The following is a 25292-nucleotide window of genomic DNA, read 5'->3' on the forward strand; positions in this document are numbered from 1 at the left end:
TTATTCGAGACCGGGCAGGCATGACGCGGCTGCCAGAGCCGCCGTCAGCCGGATGCCGAATTCGCTTGCCAGCTCTCGGAACTCGTCGATCGCGCGCCGGCTCGTGCCGTCGGCGTCGACTTCGGTCATGATGACAGTGAGCGCCTCCCGCAGCTCCGGCTCGGTGCCGCCCATACGCGACGCGGTGTCCCGTAGTGGTTCTATCGCGGTAAGGAGCCGATTCCGATACTTCGCCCATCGCTCCTTTTCGTTTTCGTCGGATACGCCGGGGAGGCGGATGCGTTGCTCCGCTTCGGCGAGGGCCGCTGCGACCGCCGCCATTCCGCTGAGTTGTGTGGTCGTTCGCATGACAAGCCGTGTCGTGTCGATGACTCGCTCGAGCAGAGCGATCTGCTCCGTACTCATTTCCTCGGCAAGCATCCGTTCACGTAGGTCGTTCAACCATGCCAGCTCGCGGGCGCCGGCCCTGCCCTCGCCCAAACTGGTCAGATCGAGATCGAACCGTGAGCCCGGGTTCTCCAGCGCGGCGAGCAATGTCCGTCTCCGGGCGACGAGTGCATCCCATATCGGAACCAGGGCGGCATCCAGGCGACCCGAACTCGGCACTGCGTCCGTGGCGGTTACGGCGGGCTGTCGACCGGCCGATGCCTCCGACCGATCCTGCGTGAGTAGATATTCCAGATCACCGCTCAGCCGGTGAACCGCCTCGTCGCTCGCCGTGAGCGTGCCCGCATCCCGAATCAGGTCGCGAAGTTGTTCGGAGTCCGCTGTGTCGGCACCTGCTCGGCGCAAGCGGTCCTGGAGAACGAACGAGGCGAGTCGGAGATCCAGAAATTCCGAGCCGACTTCTCGAAAAGCATCGCTGAAATCCCCGCGCGTCCACACGAGAGAATCCCGCTGATGCTCGGCCTCCACCACCGTCGCACCGAGTCGATACAGGTGTTGGACCCGGTATTTGATCCTTCGCAAGGACGACGCATCCTCGGCCGCTCTCGCTACGGCCGTTTCGAGCGTGGCGGAAAGCGTTCGGGGGAAGCGCAGAGCGCGGGCGGCGCTTGTCAGGCCGAAAGCCCGCGCCAGCGACCGGTGCAGTTGCTGAGTGTGCTGGGTCAGTTCTGCCTCGGCTGCTCCAACCGTCCGTGTCCACCGTTCCAGACGCCGTATGCGGTTGATCAGCTGCGTTGCCGGCTCCAACATGTCGAACCGGTCGGTGGCCGCGGCGAACTCGGGCGTCGGCGCCCCGATGCTGCGCACTCGCGCGGCTGCCTGTGCGATCCAGTGGTCCGATACCCGGCCGTTCTCGCTGCCGAGCAGTCGTTTCAGCTCGTCACTGACCTCCCGATACTGAGTGAGCCAGTTCTCCGACGTTGCGGTCTCGGGCGACACGAGATGCGCCGGATGCGCCGAGAGCCGCCCGAGCAGCCCCCGCAGGGATTGCCGTAGCCGTTCGATCTCGGCTTCGGCCCAACGCACCATCGCGGACCGGGCATCGACGTCGTTCGGCCGGAGTTCTTTGACGATGCAGCAGGGAGTCACCACAACAAGATCACGGCCGAGTCCAGGATTGTCACCCGCTAGTTCACTCAGTTCGCGCGGTGTGGGGAAGTCGGCCGAGAGTCCGGAAAACCGGTGCAGAATCTCATCGAGAAGTTCTCGGTCAGCCGGTGTGCTGCGCCGCCGCAGGGCCGCCGCCGCCCTCCGAATGCTCTCGGCCGACCCGTACAGTTGGTCCAGGTTATCGGACCACCGGGCCGATTCGTCCCGCATCGCAGCAGCACCGTATTCGGTGATCGACCACACGACTATCTTGTCTACACCCCTTCGCCGGAAATCGGCTTCCAAGCGAGCGGAAAAGGCTTCGTAGAAACCGTTGTCCGAAACATTCTCATCCAGAGTCGACTCGTCGGTGACAACGATATGTCCGTCTTCGTCCATTTCGATGTCGAAGGTCAGCAATCCAACACTATCGCCATTCTCGTCGAAGATCTCCCCACCGATGACGATCGCGCTGACGGCCGGAGTATACGATCGCGTTGTCGAATTCTCACCCAATGCGGTTTCGAACCACCATTCGGCTCGATATCGCGCCCGTGCGCCTTTCACCCAGTACGGCCCGTATCGACCCTCTTCGAGGCCGACACCGACGAGAAGTCCGTTGTAGGGTTCCGAATGCGTCAGTAGTTCGCGGAACGACAGATCTGCCGCGGTACCGACTGCCGGCGGGACGAGGTAGGGGGTTGTCATCGACTCCGGATTCGCCCGCCGTTGTGATGGCTCGGTTGCCATATATGCGGCATAGTCCCTGACGACGGCGACACCCGAAGCGATCAGCAACCGCCTTCCGAGGTCCGGATCGTCTCCGGTCAGATTCAGCACATCCGCCGGTAACGAACCTGCCGCGCCGGACCGCTCGAGTCGGCCCAGAAATTCCGCTACGCGCCGTCGGTCCGAGGGGCTGGCGTCGGTGAAGATGGCTTCCGCACCCTCATACAATCGCTCGACGGTCAGTGCGAACACGCCGTCAGCATCGTTCCACCGGATACCGGGCTCGCCGGCGACCAGCACGCTTGCTTCGATCTCGGGGGCGAACTCCATGCGGTCGGCGGCCGGCCCGAAGAACTCATCGTCCAGCCGGGCGAAGAACGAGCTGTAAACTTCTACAGGATATTTCCCTCGGTGGTTTACTCCGCTCGCGGAAACCCGGACCACAATCTTATCGTCCCGATCGAACTCGATGAAAAATTCCGGCCACCACACAACCAGGCCCCTTTCGGGGTCCTCCAGCGTCCCGGAAAAGACGAGACCTTGCACGTGGCGTACCACGCCGGTGTCACGTGGCATCGACGGATTCTCTGCGACCGTGTAACCAGCCCTGGTGACGGTGAATATGAGGCGCCCGTATTGCCCGTCCAGTCCCTGAAGCCGGCGCAGTAGCAGCTCATTGTCGGGCTCGCCGACAGCCAGGAGCTCGGCCAAGGATACCGAGGCCGGATCGGCAGCACGGACAGCCGGCTGCTCTTCGGGCTCGGAGGACGGCACACCGGAATCTGTTCCGGCGCCCGGGAACATCGGCAACGCAAGAGGTCCCGGCAGGTCTTGGACATCGCCCTCACTGTTGTAGAGCACCGCAACAAGACGACGGTCGTGCACTTGTAGCTGTGGTGGACGCCGATCGGCGGTATAGACGAATTCGTCGCCGTCCGGGTCGAAATATTCGACAGTGCCGGGTCGGTTCCTGCTGTGCCCCAGAGTTACGAAATGCGAGCCCGGGCCACTGTCGGACAGGCTGATGCGGTTGTGGTCCGGGTCCACCAGTTGCCAGGCAACCACTGCGATCGCCCCTGGCGGCAAGGCCAACACCCGCCGCTCCAACGAGTCCCACGATTCGATCTCCCGGAACCGACCACCGGTGGCACGCTGGGCGGACAGCGGAAACACGCCACGCAAGCCGATCTCCCCGGGCCGCAGATGGCCGAGGTCGGTCCGTCCGGTCCGTTCCCGCACCCGACGCATGCATTGTCTGAAACAGTCGACAAGTTGCGTCTCGGGCGACTTCTGTTGTCCGATCGGGAATTCCGGTTGCGTGAACAGCGCCGGATTGATTTCGGACGGCGGCCGCCACACCTGCGCCGCCTCCTCGTAATCATTCGCGTAGGCCAGCAGCGCAGCCTCCGTACCCGGCCTACCGACCAGTGTCATGCCGAGAGGCTCACCGGTGCGCGGGTTGTATCCGATGCGAAGTGTGATTGCCGGGTACCGGGCCCTGCCGGAGAGTTGCACTGTCGCGTCCTGCGGAAACAGCAGCACGTCCGCTCCGACCGCATCGAAGGCCGCATCGAGTCGCTCCCGGGCCGTGCCGATCACCCGATCGCGGTGGATGTGGTACTCCGCCAAGACTTCCGGATCGGTCAGGTCGATGGCTTCGGCGTGGGCCAGATGGTCCCACCCGTACGCGGCCGCGCCCTCCGTGACCTCGAGGTATCGGATCATTTCGCTGAGGGATCTGATCGGCGCGTTGGGGGGCAGGCGATCCAGGTACCGGTTGATATCCCGCTTGAATTCCCACGGAAACAGCAGAGGGGGTAGGTCTGCGTTGTGAACATCTACCGGATTCAACGTCGCGCCGAGCGCGCGGAGCACGGCGTGTGCTCCGGCGAGATTATCGGGGGCGCCGACTACCCCGATACGGCAACCGTGCAGTGCCCCTGTGGACAGTGCGGCTGTGTAGTCCGTGCCCGCCCGATCGGCAGGGCTGTCTGTCGTGGCAATCGCCGGATCGAGTCCGGTCAACACGGTGATCAGAATTGCCGCGTCCCGCACGGATCGAGTCATCACGCCGAGCGTGTCCAGAGAACTCGCCCCCGGCACCATCCCGTCCGTATCCAGAAGATCGATAGGTTTGAAGCCGATCACCGACTGCCACACGGCTGGACTGACAATCGAGCCCGAGGTTTCAGAGGCGATAGCTGCTGCGGCCAGCCCGGCCCCGACGACTGCCGCCGGACCGCTACTCGAACTTCCTGTCGTGGCCGACGGCGAGTAGGGATTGTGCCCGCGTCCGCCGACAGCGCTGTAACCGGCCGGCATCAGGCTGCTCATACAGTCGCCGAGTTCGGTCATGTTGGCCTTGGCGATGATCACTGCTCCCGCCAACCGCAGACGTCGCACGACCTCCGCATCACGTACCGGATACGAGTTCCGCAGCGCGTCGGACCCCGCGGTTGTCGGCATGCCTTCGACGTCGATGCTGTCCTTCACTATGACCGGCACCCCGTGCAGAGGACCTCGGACAATTCCTGCCCGACGTTCGGCATCCAGGCGCTCCGCATCGGCGAGCGCATTCGGATTGACCGCAATAACCGCGTTCAGCGGCGGGTATGTGCTGTCGGACAGCCTGATTCGATGTATGTACCCTTCGGTCAGCCTCACCGACGTCGTCGCTGCGTCGGTCATGGCACGTTGTAACGTCTCGATGTCCGCTCGTTCCAGATCGACCGCCGGTGCCGTACTGTCCGAGCTGCTCGGGCGAGCGAAGAACGGGTCGCCTGTCACTTCCGCGATCTCCAGTATCGAGTCCAGCCATTCGTCCAGGTCCGCGTCGTAGCGACCGATGTCCACAGAGCGATCGGCCGTCCGAGTGGCCGCGTCGACAATGACACGGTATCGGTCGTTGCGGCGCAGTCCGGCTTCGTTCAGCGCCGCTATCACCGTGTCGATTCGGCCGAGAAGCGAATTCGCTCGGGCTATACCGCGAAGAATGCGTATCGTGGCGGCCAACCGGGCAGACTTCGTTGCCTGCGAGTTCATCAAGCGGATCAATTCGGATCCGCCCCAACCCAGTTCGTCGAGCACTGGAAGTTGGACTCCGAACTCGCTGCCCAAACCATCCAGCAAAGCCATGAACGCCGTGCGGCGCTGACCCACAACCGCTTCCCGCATCGCGGCCAGACGTCTGCGCAACCGTGCGGAACTGGACTGTTCTCGCACCGGGTTCCGTATTTCACCCCCTGTCGCAGCCACGTCGGCCCGCGCGGAGGTCACGTGTTCGACCACCGCGGCCAGGTCTTCGTTCAGCAGATGCGTCGTGTCCTCGAGCTGGGCGATGGTGGTCGTTCGCTGCATCAGTCGACGCACCTCGGCGACCTGTGCCTCATCACCCGACGACCGGGCAACCGCCAACAGGCGCCGCAGCCGTTCGAGCAGCAGCATCACCCCGGCACGGGAATCCCAGGCCGCCAGGCCATACTGCGATGCTGCCGAAAATATCTCCTGGCGTGAGGTCTCGGCGGACCGCAACACCTGCTCGTATTCCTCTGTCCTGGTTCCCACCGCATACAGCGCGTCCGCTTCGGACGCGAGCCGATGGACAGGCTCGGTAGCCTGAACCACAGCGGCAAGAGCGGAGTCGATCACCGGAATCAGGGCACCCAGCGGCCGAAAACCCGCTGCCGCACTCTTGATGCCGTGCAACGCAGCCAGCGGCATGGCAATCAGTCGCATCGCTTCGGCGGCCTCTCGCATCAGGCTCGTCTCCACTGCCTGGACCGCCTCGGCCCACGCGGACAACCGATGAATCTTCTCGACAAGACTTGTCACCGAGCAGGATTCGGCGAACGCCTCGCTTGTGGCTACGAGCTCCGGCACGGCGAGGCCTTGTTCCTGCCGCTGGCGCACCACGTGTTGTATCCATGCGTCGTCGACCGCCGCGTCGAGTTCGATGCCGAGCATGTCGATCAGGTCGTCGCGAAGCCGACGATGCCTGGTGAGCCGAGCTGCCCAGGCGGGCGAGCCGGCGCGCGTCAGTTTCCCGGCGTCGGCATCATCAGGTTGAAGCCGGTCGGCCACTTGTTGCCGCAACTGCATCGCTCGCTCCCAGGCACGGCGCGCCACCTCCAGCCGGATGCGCGACTCGTCCTGCCGATGCCGAGGTAGCGGAGGCACGAGATCGGAAGTTTCGGCACCAGTCTGCGATTCCGGGCCCTCGAACGGCTTACTGCCGATCAGGCCCTCGGGCCCGCCCGGCCGGGGTTCGCGATCGCTGCGCTCCTCCGGCTCCTCCGGATCGATCTGCGGCTCCACCAGGCCGTTGGCCTCGAGATACGGACGGAGGTCGGAATCCGGATTCAGGAACCTCGCGATCACGTCGGTGAGGAGCAACTCCTGGTGCCGGAAGATGTTGTCATACAGCCACTCACCGACCGCACGAGTGAAGCCACCCGCTTCGTCGACCAGTCGCTCGACTTCGTCCCCGACAGTGCAAGCCAGAACCTTGTTCCAGAGATACGAATAGTACGTCGCATGATAATCAGCTTCGAACATATGCCCGAAAAGCTGGAGCGGGCCGACCCCCAGAACCGTCGGGAGGCCAAGGCCGGCCGCTACCAGGACATTGTTCTCGAACTCCTCGACTTTGGTAGCCAAGTCTCCATACACAGGGACTTCCGACGGCGTGAGCCGATGCCACGCGAGATCCAGCTGAGCGAATGCCATGAGCCTCGCCAGCTCCAAACCACGATATTCGCGAGCCGAATCTCGAATGTGCTCCAATATCGCCGGAGGAGCTGGGTCGCCGGTTTCGTAGTGGAATGCATATTTCGGCAGGAACTGGAGCGCCAATACGCCGCCCAGTTCGCCGACGCCCTCGGTCCACGTTCGCGGCAGGCGCCGATCCGATACGACGTTGACACCTTCACCGAGCAGATCGTTCAGCCCGTGGCCGAACTCATGAAAGAGCCCCTCCGTCTCCGGCCAGGTCAGCAACGTGACATCTGCGTTGTCGCGTGGCTTGGCGATATTCATGCAGATCATCGAGATCGGGATGCGACCCAGGGGGCCGAATCTGTCCATGACCGGGTAGGTGATCTGCCCGCCCTTCTTTCCCGGCCGCTGGTATGGATCGAACAGAAGCAGTCCGATCTCCGCCCCGTCGGAATCCGTGACTGCGATGACTCTGACATCAGCATGATTGGTCGGGATATCTCGGCGTTCGGTGAATTCCACTCCGAACAAACTCTGGTAAAGCTGGAATATTCCCTGGACAAGTACCTGGTTCAGTTCCAGGTATCGACCGACGACCTGGTCATCGATTCCGCCGCGCCGCGCTGCTGCGGTCGCGAGCGCATGATCGATATCCCACGGCTCGAGGTGGTCCTCGCCGGCGACGGTCGCCGCTTCGCGTATTTCCCGGCGCGCCGCCGCCGCTATATGTGGCGTCAGCTTCTGTAGAACCGTCGACGCCACCTCGGGAGCGACAGGTTCCTGGTCCGCGATGAATGCCGCATGATGCGGATATCCGAGCAGCGCGGCTCGCTCGGCTCGCAGACCGATCATCTCCACCACGATCTCGGTATTGTCGTAGCGCCCGCCGCGGCAGAGCTGTGTCGCCGTCCGATGGACTCTTTTCCGCACAGCACGGTTCTCCAGGAGACGCAACAACGGCTGCCAGCTACCTGTCGTCATCTTCTCGAGCTGCAACAAGAAGCGGCCGTCACCAGCGGCGACGATCCTCGGATGGTCGGTCGGCAACCCCGCTAACTCATGCTCGGCCACCGGCACCGCGGCAGCATCCAGCGCATTAGCCTTGTTCACCTGGAACCGGGATTTGAGCTGCTCCAGCCTCGCGTCGATGCGAGCGATCACCGCCCTGTCTGCATCCGCCAGACCCGCGCCGGCAGCGCGAAATTCAACATGAACCCGTTCCAACAAGGCAAGCTTCCGTGGGCCCAGGTTCAATTCCGCGCGGCGTTCGTACATATCGACGATCCAGCCGCCCAGTTCCGCATCGGTCAGGACACGGTGTCGTGCTTCGGCGACGATCTGACACAAAGCCGCCCACGCGCCACGAATTCCCGCATGGCTGTTCGGGTCCGAAGCGTCGATAATACGCACCGCGTTGAATACGGGCCTGACTTGGGAACCCGCCGCACAGTAGCGGTCGAATATCTGGTCGAACGTCCATCGGCCGGGATTCCCGATCATCTCCACCAGGTCGGCAATATCGGTCAGCCACAGCTCTACCGCGCGTTTCGCGGCTGGAACGATATCCGAGACTTCGACAAGATCCAGACGCGGCAATCCGAACGGTCCCGTCCGGTTCAACAACGGGTTGGCATGATCACCGTACCGCCGGGCCCGCTGCTGCAGCTCGAGGTATTCCGCAGTGTGATGAACCAGCGTGGACGCCTCGAGGTATTCCACAACAGCATCGGCCAGCCGCGCGGTTTCCTCGCCGGCCGCTGCGCTCAATCGCCGCAGTTCCGCCATCGGATCACCGTCAGCGCCCGCGGGCTCCGCCGTCGGTTTCGTCGTGCCGGTCAGCCTGGTCAATGCCGCGGCCGCAGCCGCGCGGCGGGCGGGCAGGGCCTCGGTCAATGTGCGGTCCCCCTCGATCGCGCGCGCGGTCGCCTCCTGGGTATCCCTTTCCAAGTGCATCGCGCCGACAATCCACGTACGCAGGGCCGCCGGAGCAACCCCTGCCATCCGCGACCACCCGACCTCATCCAGCGAACGCAGATAGCCCTGCAGCCGTTTCATCGGTTCCTCGAGGTGCAGACGTACCTCGAGCTCCGATGATGCGACCCCGAGCAGCGGAGCCAAGGACTCGCGCGCATCCTGCGCACGCTCCCTCATCCGTGCCAGCGAGTCTGGACCGGGTTCGAACGGCGCCAACCCGAGCCGCGTTGCCACCGCCCGCAGCCGATTCCCGGCCGAACGCCGCTGCCGCCAGATCTTCTCGATCTCGGAAGGTGACGGCGGGGACGAATTCGCGCGGACACCGTCTCGGCCGAGTTGCTGATCGTGATCGTTCGGCCGGCTTCCGATGCGGCCGTCCGGTCCGGACAGGTGGGACACCGCCATGTACTCATCCAGCGGCCCGGTGCCGGCCACGCCCGGAAAGACCCAGTCGAGCGGCGCAACCCCCGTGCGTGGCCCTGTGACAGGCTGCGGGAGGCCGGACAATTCCGCGATTTCAACCGGCGTCACCGTGTCCTGCCCGTACTCCCGCAGGTACAGCCCCACGAACTCCGGCGCGAGATGCGCCCGTCCCGATTCTCGGTTGACCACCATCGCTTTCGACATGCCCGCGCGGCGGGCGGCCTCCGCGAGCGGCACGCCCGCGTCCGCACGCAGGAACCTCAGATATTCGCCCACGTGCCGGTACCCCTCGGGAAAGCGTGGCTTGCCGGGCGTCAAGGCACGCAGGTACGCCTCCACCTCGGGCCGCTTCGGCCACCGCCGACCAGCCTCGAGGTCCGCGACGACCTCGGGGGCGACATCCATCTTCTCGGCGACGTACCGCATCGGCAGGCCTACGCGTGCCCGCAGCGCCCCGAGGCAGGCACCGACCTCCGCGCCGTCGTCGACGGGACCGGTACCCGCAGCAAGCATCCGCAGGTGCGACTGCCACGCCGCTGTGGCGGGAGGCAGCCGTTGCGACGATTCCCGGTGCGCGACAGTCACTTCCAGCACGCCGAGCCGATGGGCGAACCCGCCCGGCGTGAAACCGGCCTGCTCCCGGAAGAACCGTAGCGCCGTGCCGACGACCGGTTCGCGCATCGTCCCGAGCGCGGGGAAGAAGTGCTGCGCCAAGGCGGCGTACAGCCGCCGCACCTCCGGCTCGCGCCGCATCAGAGTGCGCAACTCGGCGATCGCGTTCGAGGCCCCCGCCGGGGACATGAGAATCGCGTCTATCTCTTCGTGCCGGTGCGGCAGCGCCACCCGCAGCGCACGCAACCAGCTCTCGACACGTTCGAACCCGTGCGGGTGCGGAACCGCTTCCCGTCCAGAGCCATCCACCGAATCATGCGGCCGGGCACCGACACCCTCGGAGCCCGCGGCCGCCGACCACGGCGTCGCCTTCGGCCTGACACCCGGCTCGGCCCGGCTCGCGATGTGCCCCTCCCCGCCCCTGCTTTCGCGCGACACCGGTCGCGACTCGGCCACTGCCCGTCGCATGCTCCACGGCGTCGGCAGTTCGCGTTCACCGACCGCGGCTGTCGTGCCCGACGTATCGGTGGCGTCCGGTTCCCGCTCCGGCGAATCGTCCTGTGAGCGGCCGTCGATCAGCCCCGCCGAGCCGTTCCGGGCCCGGGGCGCGCCCAGCCCTTCCGGTCGCGCCCGGGTGTCGCCCGAGTTGCCCTGTCGGACAATCGGTTTCAATTCGAGCATGGTCCGCTCGTACCAGTGCCCCAGCCCTCGGTTCTCGAATTCGGCGGCGAGTGCGCCTAGGCGGTGCCACAGCGGCAGCAGTTCGGTCGCAAGGGCGCCCTCGGTCCGGTCGACGAGTACGGCCTTGTCCCCTGAGATATCGAAATGTCTTGCGAGAGGGCCCAATACCGAGGTGAGCCAGGCGACGTCGGGGCTGTCGACGCGCCCCCGCGAGCCGGTGGCGCGGTCATCGCTCGGATGCCCCGCCGCGATGCGTTCGTGCCACGGTCGGGCGCCGATGCCGCCGAGGTCGTCCGAGGACGGTCTGCTGCCGATGTGGCCGGTCGGCGACACGTCGCCGTCATCGCGTCCGGCCGATTCCTCTCGCGCGCCCGCGGGGCTCTCGTCGAGCCGGTCGGCTCGGGCACGCAGGCTCGGCACGAGCTTGTCCAGGAAGCGGCGCTCGAGATCCAGCAGGGCGTACGCGCGCAGCAAGGCCGTCGACAACTCGTCGAGACCGTAGACGAACGGGCGCAACGCGCTGACGACCGTATCGATCGTCGCCGGCAGCGTGTGGAGGGTCGCCGGCTCGAGCCCGGCGAAGACGTGCTGCCACACGCCTCCGGTCACGGCGTCGAGGACGGCGTCCGACCCGCTCCCGTCCCGCCGCTCGTTCCAGGTGCGCCCGAGAGCGACCAACGCGCTGTCGAGCTCGTCGTAGCGGTGCAGCAGCGCGCGGCAGGTGCTCGCGTCCACGGCATCGAGCGAGGTGGCGACGTACTCCGGATAGTAGGCGGCCTTGTTGGCTTCCCGGTACGAGTCTGCGCCGGTGGCCGTGCGCCACAACTCTATAGCCGCAGCCAAGCGGTCCAGGACGTGCTCGCCCGGCGGTGCGATCCCGGTCGGCCGGTCGAGTTCGTCTGTCGCGGTGAGCAATCGGTGCGCGTTCCGCCACTGGCGGCCGACGGCACGTTGCTGTCCGTCGGCGAGTGGATCCGACTCCAGTTGCGCGAGCGTGGTTTCCATCTCCGCGACGGTCAAAACCGCATCCGGGTCGCCGGTCAGCCGAGGATCGCCCGCCGCCCGCCGCTCCCGGCTGAACGCGCGCAGCGCACCGTCCCGAAGCTGCTCCAGCTGCCGCCGTCCGCGGGTCCCCGGCGCCGCGAACCCGGGGTCGACACCCAGCGCCCCGGCTGCCAGCAGCAGCTCCGCACGCCACGACAGTTCTTGGTGCTCCGCGGGACGGCTGCCGATCATGCCCTCGGGTCCGTCGGGCGCGGCGGGGTAGTCGAAATGGCCGCGGAGGACGGTTCGGAGTCGTCGGAGCGCGGTGTGGTGGGCCTCGATATGGTCGGTCAGGGCCTCTTCGGACAGGCCGCGCTCGCCGCGGCGGAGGTCGGCGAGGAATTGCCGCGTGCGCAACCACCGCATGCGGTCCGGGTGGCCGTGGGCCGGGTCTTCGGCGAGGCCGTACGGGAGCGGGAACTGCCCGGTGGCATCCGGTTCGCCGAATGCCCGGTAGAGGCGTTCCGGCTCCGGCCGCGTCCGATCGTCGTGGACCGGGGTCGGGACCACGATCATCGCGTAGGTCTCGGGGTCCGAACAGTCCAGCCGCAGTGGCGGATCGGTGTGCAGGCGGTCGGCGTGGAAGGGTTCCAGCGCCGCCAGAGCGGTGTGCGCGTCGTGCAACATCATGATCTTGCCGGCCACGTGGTGATGCTGTCGACTCGCCTGGATCAACTCGGTGACGTCCGCGTTGTGACGTGCGAGTTCCTCCGGAGACCTTGCATCGGAAAGCGATTCGGCCGGCGTGCGCGCTCTCGCGGCGTCGTGGCGGTGTTGCGCGTCGGCATACCGGCCCGCCGCCGTTGCGATGCCGCGGGCCAGGTCACGCACATGGTCGCGTCGCTGCCGCAGCGCCGGCCGCCGGCCGGCGGGGAGGTCTCCAGCGAGTTCCCGATCGAGTGTTTCGGCCTCGGTGCGGTACTGGAGCTCCCACTGCCGCAGCTCAGGCCACAGATCCCCCACGAGCGTTCGGGGATCGCCGGAGATCACGGAATCGTCGTGCGGCGGCGCGACCGCGGCCTCGCCCGCCGCCTCGTCGGCGTCGGCGCGAATCATTTCTGCGACGATCAGGCGGGTCTCCCTACTCCCCTCGACCCACAGTGTGGCCGGCCACTGCCGCATACCCTGCAGTGCGTCCAGGCGGCGGACGAGCCGGCGCGCCAGTATCTCGGGCGACTCCGTGTCGTCGGCGCCGGACCGGCGGAATCGCAAGTGCGCCAGCATCGCGACCTGGTCACTGCCGTATCTGTGCCCGGCCCAGGCGAACCGGGCGGCCGCGGCCACCGCCTGGGCGGCGAGCGTCGCCGGGTCGTCGGTCACGTCGAACACGAAGGTCAGGATCTTCCGTGCCGGTCTCCCGGGCGGAATCAGGTCGGCGAGGTCCGCAGGCAGCGCCGGTTGCGCGCCGAGGTCGCCGAAGGACAACGTCACCTCGGCGCGGTCCGGGTCGGACACGTCGGCGGAATAGGTGTGCGGCAATACGAGATCGTGCTCGTCGGCCCAATTCCGCGCCATCGTCACCGCGTCGGCGACCAGGGCCGCGACCGAGTCCGGACCTTCCGACCTCATGACGCGGGAGATCTTCGCGTCGTTGATGCCGGACCGCACATTCGCGGCCATACCGTCGACGTCACCGAGCAGTTCGGGAAGCCGCGCCCAGGTGCCCGAATCGCCGCCCGGATAGACGAATTCGGCGGCGACGGCGCTGTTGGCCCGCCCTCGTTCACGTGCCTGCGCACTCGATTCAGTCGGCGATGCGGCGCGGAACAGGGCGGCCGCCGCACCGGCCGAGAACCATTCGCCGGTCGGCTCGGACGACAGAATACGCACCGGCGCACCGAGATTCGGATCCGCGGGGGAACCTGCGCCGGGCCGCGGATCGGCCAGCACCACGCCGTGCAGCCCGTCCAGGTGAGACAAACCGGTGGCGGTCGCGGCGAGGCAGCCACCACCCGCCGCCACCACCGTGACGTCGGCCGGTGCCGGGTTCACCAGGCTTCGATAATGGTTGTCCGCCAGTATTTGTCGGCGCAGCAACTGTCCGCGAGCCTGCTGTGCTTCCGCGTCGTCGCCCGCCGGCCCGCGCCGCCAGGCCACGACGGAGACACGCAGGCCCGGAGTCAACTGCCGGATGTGCCGAGCGAGTTCAACGGCGGTGCCGAAATACTCGGCGACGGGGTGGGCGGCCCGGTCGAGAGCGAGATAGACGACCCTGTCCGCCCACTCGGGATCGGCGCCGAGGACGAATTCGTATTCGCCGGTCGCGAATTCGGCGTGCCGCAGCGTTTGCGCGGGAGCCGGGACGCCGGACTGAGGGATGGCCGGCAGTGCCGAGAGAAGACGTGCGTCGGGATGCGTCGCCGACCGCGCCACCCACTCGTTCGCCTGCCGCCGCGCCACCGTCGGAATGCCGGGAAGCGCGCCCAACTCGTTGCGGTACTCCCACACCATCGTGGCCTGCGACAACGTATAGCCGTGGCGGGCGGCAAAATCGGCCACTTCCTCGTTCGGCGGGCGTACGTCGTCGGGCATGCCGGTCCACCAGGCATGGGTGTGGTCGATCTGCCGTGGCGTGCCCGGTTCGGAATCCGAGGGGCGAGCGCCGATCAGGCCGTCGGGGGTATCCGAGGGACGGCTGCCGACGGAGTAGTCGGCCTTTGTGCCTATTCGGGTATTCCGGTTGATCTCGGGTGGTCGGAGATCGGTGACGTACTCGTGGATCACCCATTGGGGGGTGCCGACGTAGGTGCCGCCGATTTCTGCGTCCATGAATCCGACGACGAGCGCCTTCCGCCGCGCCCGGACCTCGGTGAGATGCGGGTAGTAAGCATTGCCGGGCAGACGGCCGAGCCATTCTTCGAAACTGTCGATCAAACCGTGCTGTTTCAGCTTCGAGTGGGCTTCGCGCAACACCGTGAGCAGATTGTTGCTGAGTTCGTACTTCGACGCGTGGTCGATTGCGTGCACGAATTCGTGGAGAGCGGTGTCCGCGTACGGCTGCCCGTCGGTTGTCTTCGCTCCCCAAGATGCTTTCTCCCGGGCGCCCTCCTCGCCCAGTTCTCGGTCACTGGCCCACCGCAGATCGAACGTCACTTTCGTGCCCTCGAAGGGATCCGTATGCCGATCGCCTCGAAATCCGGCTTCCGCCCGCACCGTCGAGCCCAGGAAATCGACTCGTAGCACACGGATATTCGTCATGAGCTTCCGGAAACCCGGAGTGTATCGGTACTTGTCGAGGAGGACGTCCAGCTTCCCGAGGATCTGCTCGACCGCGCTCTCCAGCACGTAGGGCGAGTCGAACCCGCTGACCTCGATGTAGGGATGCTTCAGCTTGAACGTTTCGACCAGTCGGGTCTTTGCCTTCGCCGCGTCGTCGAGCCCGATCGCGAACAGCGGCTTCCCGGCGTGCGCCGCGATCTCGCGAAGCGCGTCCATCGCCTCCTGCTGCCTCTCCAGCGCCGTGTTCACGACCGCGTCGGGAAAGGGCAACTGCCACAGCATGTCTCCGAGCATGCTCACCCGCCGGCCGATGTCGATGATGGTCTGCCGGGGGATGTGGTGGTCCCGCCATACCCTGCGCCGGCCCGCACCGCGCACGAAGACCTCGGCGAGGCCGGTCCGCTGCCCGGTAATGGCTTCGTAGATTGCGAGCCGATCCAGTGCATGGGGAACAGCGCGAGGCCTGACGGCAAGCCAGTCTCGGTAGAGAACGTGGTATCGGGGCGGTTCCATCCGTATTTCGCCGACCGGCGCTCCGACCGAGCGGCCGATCAACGTGTCGGTCCATTTCACCACGGCTTCCCACACATCGTCGTAGGTCTCGCGGATGGTCTGGTACCCGTCCGCGAACGTCAGCCGTTCGATCGTTACTCCCGGACGCCGTTCCAGCTGCTCGATCCGATCGATCGGGGGAATCGCCGGGTCATGTGGTCTGCTGCCGATGAAACCCGACGGGCCCTGCGGGTCGCCCGGAGCTATCGTCTGCTCATAAGCGCCAGGCGTCCCCAGGAGGAACGCGGCGCCGTCGCCCACCCGCACCCGCAGCCGGCCGTCCCGCGATTCGATGCCCAGGCCGCCCCCGCCTCGTCCCACTCCCTTGCCGGTCGAGGCCGTCTGCAATGCCTCGGTGAGCGCCGGAAGCGTCTGCTGGGCAGGGAAACCCGGGATCGAGTCGGCTAATTGCGCGGGCAGGGTCGCGGACAGTCGCTCGAAGCGCTTGCGGTCTCCCCACAGCCGCGCGGACCACGTGGCAGCCGAGCCGTCGCCCGGGTCGGTCCATTCGAAATCAGCGAAGATTTCGCCGCCCCAGTTGTCGATCAGCGGCTGGTAGGAGGCGGGGACATGGAGACCTCCGACGGACCCGCGGACCGTGTATCCGGGGCCGGTCGAAGTCGTCGACGACGTGATCCGCACGCCGTACTCACCGGAGCCTTGCAACGCGTAATCCACCAGCAGCGCAGCGACATTCGTCAGTTCGGGTGGATACTCCACCGGCGCGCCCTCGGGGTCGGTCCACGCGCCCGCGACGGCGGCGCGCACCTCGGCGGCGGACATGCCGGGCGAGAAGACCCCGGCCGCACCGTTTTCCGAGGCGCCGCCGGGCTCGTCGGAGGGGCGAGCGCCGATGGTGCCGCTCGGTTCGTCGGGTTCGATCGCCAGCCCGCCCGCGCGGCCGACGGTGTCCATCGCCTTGTCCAGCCATGCGTCCAGATCGGCGTCGAACTTGTCGAGCTCCGCGGTCTGGTCGTCGATATGGTCGATGGCGTCGACCGCGGAGATGACGTCGAGACAATGTTCGGCACGCCGGTGCGCTGTGAGGTCCTGTGGTCGACCGCTGGGCAGCAGCCGGGTCGCCTCGATGACCGCCGTCTCGAGGGAGGCCACCGACACCGTGTCCCCCGGAGCATCGATCAGCTGGTGCAGCGCCGCCGGAGCCTCCGCACCCAATACCGAACTCAGCCAGCGTAGCTCCTCATTCACCCTGCGGTGCAACGCTTTGCGCAGCTCCGGCAGGGAACGCCACCGGCTCAGGTCCAGTTCGCCGGAGGTGGCGAGCTCCCGCAGGCGGGCGTAGGTCGTAGCGCGCTGTTCCTCGGCCGTCATCCGGGCGTGAATCAGCTGTTCGAGCGTGGGTGCGTGCCCGATGAGCCACCGATGCCAGTTGTTCCACGGATTGTCGTCTTCGAACGCCTCCGCCAGCAGCCGTAGGCTGAGGTAGCGCTCGCCCTGCTGCACCAGCTGCGCCGGTTCACCGTCGCGCCGCCACTCGTCCACATGCCGGCGCACTTGTGCGGGACTCCGCTCCGCCCACCCGTCGTCGGGCAGCGCGGCCGCGCTGACGCGGCACGCCTCGAGGACCACCGCCAGCTCCGGTTCGAGTTCGCCCCGGGCCATCCGCCGGTCCAGCGGATAGTGCCGCAGATGCTCGTTCATCCGGCGGATGAGGTTCACCCGGCCCAGCGTCTTCCGGTGCGCGGCTTCGTCGAAGGCCGCCGTCACGGTGTCGATCCGGCCGAGTCGCGCACTGGCCCTGGCGATTTCGTCTTCGCCGCGTGGATCGTCCCGCAGCGCGACGACGGCCCGTTGCCGCCGGTGCGCGACATCGTCCCGGACGGCCGCCAGGCGGTCCGCGAACGACGCGAAATCGGGGAACTGGGACAGCTGCCACGTCGCCCCGTCCGTCGCGGCGGGCACTCCGGTCAGTGTCCGATCAGCGAGGTCGAGTGCTGCGTCGAGGTCGGCGTTCAACAGGTGGGTTCTGTCGTAGCGTTCGACCGCCGCCTGCGCGCGGTCCGCGAGCAGTCGCAACTCGTCGATATCGGCCGCCAACTCGTGCTCGGGGTCCTCGGCGGCCGCCGCGAGCCAGCGCAGCCGGGCGTGCAGCAGTGTCATCCCGTGCCACGAATCCGAAGTCGACACCTGATAGCGCCGAGCCGCCACGCGGAGACGCCGGTTCCAGGCGTCGAACGACGTCCGTTCGTCCTCGGCCACAGCCCTGCCCAGGGTGAAGAGTTCGCGCGCCTGCCGCTCGAGGCGTTGCCGCTCCGCGGCGAGCCGTTCGGCCGTCGCGAGTGCCGCGCCGAGGATCGGGACGAGTTCCCCGTGCGCCCGGAAGTCGGTGGCCGCCCGCAGCAATCCGTGCGCCCGGCCGAGCAGGCCGGACAGGTCCGCCGCGCGCCGGTCGAGTTCTGCCTCCACCGCCTCGACCGTGCGAGCCCAGGTGTCGAGGCGCTGGATGTCGTCGACCAGCCTCGCGATCGGCACCATGTGGTCGAACTCGCGTCCGGCCGCGAGGATTTCCGGTGTCGCGCAGTATTGTTCGCGCCAGCCGTCCAGCACGTGGCGGAGCCACCGGTCGTCCGCCTCCGCGCCGCGCTCGATCTCGAGCTTTCGCGCCAGATCGCGCCGCATCTCCCGGTACCTCGAGAACCATGCTTCCCAGTCGGGTGAGCCGGTGCGCAGCAGTTCCTCGGGAGCGATGTTCTCGGGCGCAAGCAGGTCCGACAGTTCCCGCAGCAGGTCGGCGCGGCGCTCGGTGGCGTAGTGGGCGACCGCCAGCCGGGCGGCCGGATCCGTCTCGTCGGTTGCGATGTCACTGTGCGTCAGTCCGTTTCGCGCCCGGTCGAAGATCCTGGCCTGCTGGGAGGTGAGGCCTCCCAGGATGTACGAGTCGTCCGACGGCCTGCTGCCGATGTGCCCGGACGGTTCAGTGCCGTCGGAGTCGTTCTCGGGTCCCGTGTCGAGCCAAGTGAGAAACGGCAGTGTGCGATCGGTGTGGTTGAGATAGGTCTCGAGGAGATCGGCGAGGACCATGTGGCTGTAGGGCCGGGCATAATCCAGGGCGTGGCCGCCTTCATGCTGGATCAAACGGTAGAACGGCCTGACCTCCGAACCTCGGCGATGCAACCCGCTCTCGACGAATCCCTCCCGCATCGTCCGGTAGCGGTCCGCGTCGAGGAGCCGATGCGCGTTGACCTTGATGATGCTGCCGGGGCTGCCGTCCGGGTAGGTCGTCGGGACCGTGCGCCCGGCCCTGTCCTTGTTCGGCAGTTCGCTCGGGTCGACCACCCGCACTTCGCGGATATTGATGTGCGGATAGCGCGTATACAGGTCATCGACGGCGCGCGCGATCTCGCGCAGCGCTTCGGGATCCGCGCCCGGGAGATCGAACCCGGAAACCCGTTCCAGCCGCGGCCATTTGGCCGTCAATTCGGCGGCGACGACAGCCGGGTCGACGCCGTCCCACGCCAGGGGCGCGGCCTCCTCCGAGGGGCGGCCGCCGATCAGGCCGCGGGGGTGCTCGGGCCCGTGTGCCGCGGGGTCCGCAGACACGGTTCGGGGGTCGGCTTCGCGGGTGAGTATGCCGGTGAGCCAGTCGGCGAAGTCGGACTGGCCCCGCGCCATCGCTTGGAAATCGACATCGTGGGGTAGCCCCCGCGGGCGGCCCGACACGAAGGTGAGCACCGACGCTGCGAAGGTCCGAATGGTCGCGTCACTGCCTCTCGACATGAGCGGCGCCTGATACAGCAGGTACACCGCGTCGGCGAAACGCCCCAGCGCGTCGACCGAGATATTCGCCGACCTCTGCTCGGCGAATTCGGCCAGGACGACAAGTGCGGCATCGAAGATCACCCGTTGATCGGCAGGCCATGCGGTCTCGATCACGAATCGGCCGTCGGCGAACGCGCTCAGACTGTTGCCGTCGACCCGGGTACCGTCGGGCAATCGCACTGTGTTCCGCAGCGTCGCTTCTCCCGGCGCCTCGTCGTCCAGCCGCGCTCGGATCACGCGGCCGATGGCCTCGGCGGTGGCGAGCGCCGGGGTGCCGACGGGGCCACGCTCGGTCGCCCGCACCTGCGGCAAATAACGCTGGTGCGAAACCCAGAAGTACACCTGTGCGAGCACTCTGCGCCGCGCGCTCGGTGTCGCCGCCGCCTCCCACCGGCTGGCCAGCTTGCCCAGACCTCGGTTCGCCACGGACGCCTGCCACAGGGCGAACAACCGCAAGCGGGCGAGGACGTCCGGATCATCGGTCCGCGTCCGCATACCCGGCAGCGGGAAGTGCTCGGCGCGTAGCGGCCCGCGCCCGGTTCGCACCGCTTCGTTCACCGAACGTACATCGTCAGCGAATTCGCTTTCGGCGGAATACATTTCGTCGGCCGACGGACGGCTGCCGACGAGGCCGGGCAGGTCGTCGCTGTCCGGCGGCAGCTCGGAAGCAGCTTCCCGCTGTGCTCGGTCGAGGTGCTGCTCGAAACTGCGAACGACCTCGGCGGTGTCCGGGTGCCAGTCGACGTTGCCGGAGTCGGCTACCCAGCGGGTCATGCGCCGGTGCAGCGCGGCGAAGACGGGGGCGACCTGGTCGGGTTCGGTGCCAAGCTGTGCGTCGCGATAACGGACGGTGACGCGCTCGCGCTGTCGCTCTACGACGACCTCGAGACTGCCGGGCCGGCGGCGCAGCGGGGCGAGGGACAACTGAATTCGTATTTCGTTGTGGCTCAGCGCGATGTTCTCGCGGTCGGGCTTCACCCAGAATCGGTCGCCGTAACCCGCGAACAGTGCCTCGATGCTGCGTTCGAAACCGACCGCCGCCATGTCGAAAAGATGCGGTATCGGCGGCCGGTCGCCTCGCCACACCCCGCCCAGGCTCTCGTTGTCGAAGGTGCTGTCGTCGAGGCGAATCCCGCCGCGTTCCAGGACATCGCGCAGTTGCGCGGTGCCCATCGGATCGAAGATCTCCCCGGCCCGGTAGGGGCGAACGGGGCCGCCCGGTCGACCGGAGTCGTCGACGGCCAGCGTGCCCCAGCCGGCGAGTTCGTCCCCCATGGCCGACATCAGCCGCAGTAGCAATTCGTGGTCGTCGGCGGCCATCATGCGTCCCCACCGGTCCATCACGAACGACATGAACGAGATGTCGCGCGACCCGCTGGTCAGACGTTCCACCGACGAACCATTCGGCGCGACGAAATGTCCGGCGTTCACACCGATGGCTCGGGGTGGGACCGTGAGCAATCGCGCATCGGGGTCCTCGGAGAGGTCTTCGGACGTGAGCCGATGCGCCGTGTAGGACGGCCGGATCGCTCTCGGCGTGTCGGAGCCCTGCCAGGCCAGGACGTCGAGATCGTCTACGGCGCGCTGGAACAGTTGCGGGAGAATAGGATGCGCCGCAAGGGCGTGCAGTGCGGCAGTCCGCATGACCGAGGCGGCCGCGCCGCCCGCCGCCACGATCGCCTGATGAACGTCCATGCGCAGCTGATACAGCGACAGTCCCAGCGCCGCGGCCGGCGTGCCGGGCCCCAGACGGTCCGCCGCGGCCGCCACCGCATGGTCCGCATCACGCAACACGGCCAGAGCGCGCTCGGTATCGCGGGTGCGGGTCAGGAAATACAGCGCCGCGCGGTAGGCATGGGGGACATACCGCCACGCCGCCTCGCCGAAGACCCGGTCCGAGGCGGTGTGGGCGGCGTCGAACTCGGCTGCGCGCGTGGGTAGTTCGCGTAACGCGTGCATCAGTTCCGGATCCCAGTCGGCGTCCCGGCTCGCGATCAGGTGCTCGTCGGCGAGTCTCGCCCACTCCGCCGCGTCGATGATGCGCCCAGTGCCGAGTTCCGCGGCGGCGACCACACGCTCCGGGAATCGGGTGAGTTCGTCGAGATCGCCGGGCACGGAACGTCCTGCGGGATCATGGAGCGCTCCGACGACGTCGAACACGTCGGTCGCGGCCGCCGCCACCACGGACACCGCCGCGGTGTCGCCGTAGTCGACGCGCCGCCACTGTTCAGCGGCCAGCGCGGTCTGCATCCGAGCCGCGCCGACAACCGCCTCGACGGCCGGCGGCTGCCCGCGCCGCATTGCGGAGATGCGTGCGGAGGTGTCGTTGTGAGCATCGGCAAGGTGGGTCCGAAGCGCGTCGTCCGAGAGGCGAGTGACCCATTGCGCCAGTTCTTCTCGCGTCGCGCGAAGCGGGTCCGGCCGCGCCGCGTCCGAGGAATGCTCGTGCTTCTGCTCGGTGTCCGACGGTGGCGTCCGCGGATCGCCCAGGCCGGCGATGATTCGCGAGATCTCACCCGGCGCTCGCACGACGGGCTCGGGCACGGTGCGCGCGGGCCGCCGCGGGGCCGGTGCGGGAGCCTGGGGAAGTTCGTCAACCGTGACCGACGTCCGGTCGAGAATCACCCAGACCTCACCGAAGCGACGCCCCGGATCGACGGCATGGTAGCCCGGGTATCCCATCGCCGCCGCGAACCGCCCCGTGTCCGCGAGCACGGCTCGGCGGTCGCGAAGATATTTCTCGCGGGCGAGCACCTCGGGTACCCGCGCCAGGTCGGCGAGGCGTTCCAGTTCGCCGTCGATGGCGTCGAGTTCGGCGCGCTGCTCGGCGCGTACTCGACTGAAATCGACAGCTCGCGCCAGGGATTCGGGCCGCATCACCATCCGGATCACGTGCTCCGGGTCATCCTCGGCGTAGTCCAGCGCCGATTCCCTGCTGGTAGTGACATACGTGCCGTTGCCGTGGTCGGCACCTTGCCATCGTCCCGGGAAGTAGGGGCCGCTGCGGAACAGCTCGACGTGCTCCGCCGCGCTCACCCCCCGGAAGAACTCGCGGCCGCCCGCGGCGATAAGCTCGTCCAGTTCGGTCCCCGCCGCGACGACCGGCAACCCGTCGAACCCACGCTGCTTGCAGATTTCACCGAGCGCGGGGTCGGTCGACCACTCGTTTCCGTGGACCATGGGTGCGATTGCGGCGTAGTCCAAGTCGTCCAGCGGTCTGCCGCCGATCGCACCGTGTAAATCGACATCGGTGGCGACCATTTCCGGATCCGAGTACGGCCGGCTGCCCATGCGGTCGGAGCCCTTGGATCGCCGTTCGGCCCAGACCGCCTTCCACGTCGACGCGGTCGCTCCCGCCCGGTACAGGTCGGCGAGGAGGTCGGGTACAACGACGCCGCGCTTCTTGGCGAGCCGCTCGATGTTGACGACGACTTGGCGGGCGCTGCGCGCGGCGGAGTATTCGCTCTGTCCGCGCCGCTGGTAATCCCAGTAGCACTCGATGACGAATTTCTTCGCGTCGCGCGCGTTCGCCGGGTCGCGATCGGCAGGCGCTATCCGGCCGAGGACTTTTTCACCGAGGGCCGCACGGAGTTCCTCCGGTATTCGCGGGACTTCGCGGGCGGTGTCGCTGGGGGTCGAGGTGTCCGATGGCCTACCGCCGGTGACTGCGAGATCCGGCGCGGATCCACGTACCCCACTGACGGACGTCTCACGCTCGATCGCTGCACGATGAGCCTCCTCGCCCGATCCCGAGTCCGACGGCCGGGCACCAACCGACGGCGCGTCGGCCTGTCCCTCACCGGTCCACCCCCTGCGCTCCGGGCGGGACGGCAGCAACAAGCCCTCGACGATCGTGAAGGTTTCGTAAGCCACCAACAGCTCGGCCAGACCTGCCGCCGCCTGGGCGCGCGATGAGGTTGTCCCGGCGTTGGATTCGGCCTCGAGGCACCGCAACCACATCACCGGCTCGTCCCTATCCGGCAACGCCCTGGCCGCGAGGCCATCGCTCGGAAGCTCCCCGATAAGAGAGTCGAGCCCGGCGGACAATTCGCGACTTCTGCGCGTCAAATCCTCCCGCTCGGCGTCATTCAGATTGAACCTCTGCTTGTCGGCATCGAGAACCACTGCCGCACCCATCCATTGCTGCATCCGGCCCACCCACTCGCTGGACAGCTTGTGCCGCAGGGATGCCCAACCCTGCTCGTCCAGACCTGCCAGCCGCTCGCCCACATCCGTCATCGGATACGCCAGTCGCGACAGGACCACAGAGTCGATACCCACCCCGAGCCGACCGGCCAAATCCTCCCTTACTCTCGGTAATAGAGCACCCAGCCGTTGCCAGATCGCGCTCTCGCCCGGCACTGCCGGCTCGAGCGACTGGACACGCCGCACCGGACGACCGTCCTCACCTACTCCGAATACCTGAGTTTCCACCGGAATACCCGCCTGGACCAGCGCATCGACCACCCGGCGATCGACACCACCGCCCGCCGGGTGGTCTGTCATCACCACGACAAGCCGCGCGGAATCATCGTCGCCGCCGACTATCCACGCGTTCCCGGGCCCGGGCCGGAGGAGCGCGTTGCCGAACGGCCCCCGCTCATCGCAGAACTCACGCACCGCTTCCCACAGCTCCGCTACGGCTGGGTCATCGAACGGACGACTACCGACACCGTCGGTGACACCGGCGCCCGAATCCTCTTCTCGCGTAGTCGAGGTGTCCGACGGCCTACTGCCGGTGAGTGCGAGAGCGGACACCCCCGCCAACGCGTGCTCCACCTGGTCCCGGAAATCCTCGTCCACTGGGACGGGCTGATCCAGGGTCTCCTCGGGGGGCATATCGCGCATCGACGCGCCGGTGACCAAATCGCCGTTCGCGTCGAAATCTATTGTCTGGAAGAGGTGTTCGGACTCAGGGAGACGGTCGAGATACTTCTGCTGTTCGCGCCGCCATTTGTCGAATTTCACGGCCTTGTTGAGCAGGGTGCGGCGGTCGGCCAGGTCCATGGCGTCGAAATCGTCGGCGGTTCTGCCGTCGCGGGAGGCCGCGAGGTCGACCACGACCAGGTTCGGCTTTTCGCCGGGTTTGCTGTCGTTGACCAGCACCACGAGGTGGTTGTCGGCGTCGCTGCTGCCCTTTTTCTCGGTGTTCTTCCATCTGTAGACCAGGACCTGCGCGCCGCCGGGACGGTTCTTCAACGATTCGACGGCCTCGTCCAGCGATAGGAAGTACTTCGCCGAGCCGCCGCGGAACGACGCTTGCACGGTGTCCCAGAGGTGCCCTCGCAGCGGGATGCCGCCGCGCGGCATGGTGAACTGGTCGGCGTTGTTCTCGTACAACACGCGCATGGCGGTCACACCGTTGTTGACGCAGCTGTTGAGACTGCGCCGGTGTATTTCGGTCACCAGGTCGAGCAGGGCGGTGGTGGCCAGGTAGAGCGATGCCGCGCCGACCACGTCGTCGGCGTCGGCACGATGGGACGCGGGGTCGGCGAGCGTGCCGGTGCTCTCCTCGAGCAGTCGCCGAGAGATGGCCTCGCCCAACACATCACGTGCCGTGGCCGGGGTGATGCCCGAGATCGGTACGGCCGGGTCTCGAATCGCGTCGTCGCTGGAGCGGGCCGCGTCTTCGTCGAGGGCACGGGCCAGGTCGAGTTGGGCGGCCGTGGCCGCGGCGCCGAGATGACGCATACCCTCCGCGCCCTCGATGGCCGCGGGGTCCAGGCCGAGCGTTTCGGCCAGCCGGTCGCGCAGCGGCGTGAGTTGCGCACGCGCCTGTTCGTCTGTGAACAGGGCGTACTGCACGGCTTTTCCGGGTGCGGTCGAGTCCAGGTGCTGGCGCAGCGTCTCGGCGGCCGGCAGGAGGTCCGCCCGTGCGAGCAGTCCGGACAGTGCGTCGGTGCGGGTGGCGGACTCGTCGAGCGCGGTGTCCCGGGCCAGGCTCGGGTCGAGCGCGTCCTCCCGGTTCAGCGCGTCGTTGCGGTTCGGCGCCTCCGTACGGGCGACGGTGTCACGGCCGAGCGTTTCGT

General features: G+C 67.3%; 1 protein-coding gene (running past one end of the window). It reads right to left on the reverse strand.

Annotated elements, in window-relative coordinates:
- Window positions 1-25292: the 3' portion of an amidase family protein gene (locus ON37_RS18320; RefSeq protein ID WP_040720835.1), read on the reverse strand. It continues 4402 nt past the right edge of the window; 25292 of the gene's 29694 nt are visible here — the last part of the coding sequence; its start codon lies off the right edge, out of view — the gene reads right to left on this strand; it ends in the stop codon at window positions 1-3.

The organism is Nocardia veterana NBRC 100344, assembly GCF_000308855.1.
GTDB classification, from domain to species: domain Bacteria; phylum Actinomycetota; class Actinomycetes; order Mycobacteriales; family Mycobacteriaceae; genus Nocardia; species Nocardia veterana.